This is a genomic window from Psychrobacter sp. T6-1, from assembly GCF_052258445.1.
This window is the reverse complement of record NZ_JBQQFC010000689.1, coordinates 1-728: the sequence shown is the minus strand read 5'-3', so window position 1 is coordinate 728 and position 728 is coordinate 1. Positions and strand designations below refer to the sequence as shown.

1 protein-coding gene is annotated in these 728 nt (G+C 46.8%); it reads right to left on the bottom strand.

Going from position 1 to position 728, the window contains the following annotated elements:
- The coding region (locus tag ACTXGO_RS15420; RefSeq protein WP_443575135.1) for a secretin N-terminal domain-containing protein at positions 1-728 on the bottom strand (728 nt) is incomplete at both ends.

Here is a 728-nt window from a genome sequence, read left to right as displayed (position 1 = left end):
AGCAAACTACGATTGTTTGCAGCGCCATTAGACAAGATACCCCAGCGCACACCGATCTCTTTACTAAAGCTATCGGTTGCACTCACAATACGTGCCTCGATCATGACTTGGCGTACAGGAATGTCAATTTTGCTAATAAGTTCGCGAATGTTCTCGATGCTATCTGCGACATCTTTTACGATCAAAGTATTGGTGCGCTCATCAATAGTGACTGTACCGCGCGGTGAGAGTAGCGTGCTGTTGTCTTCAAAACGGTTAGCCGTACCGATGTTATTATTAATCGCCCCGCCGATATTGTTGTTACCTGTTGAGCCGCTCCCTTGCGATATCAGATTAAACACGTCTTGCGCTCTAGCGTAGCTTAGACGAATGTATTCGGTACGTAGCGGCGCGTATGCTTCTACCGCCTGCTGTGCTGCCAGCTCACGCGCTTCTTGTTCAGCAAGTTCAGTGGATGGCGCGACCAAAATGACGTTACCATTCTCACGCTTACCAAGATTTTTACTCTTTAGAATAATATCTAGCGCTTGATCCCAAGGTACGTTAATAAGGCGTAAGGTAATATTGCCGGCGACTGAATCACTGGCGACAATATTCATATCGGTGAACTGCGCCAAGATATCTAAAACGCTACGAACCTCAACGTCTTGAAACTCCATTGATAAGGCTTCACCTGTATAGACTCTCTCCTCCAAAGTCGGCTCTCGCAGCATCTCAGGCTCTTTAAC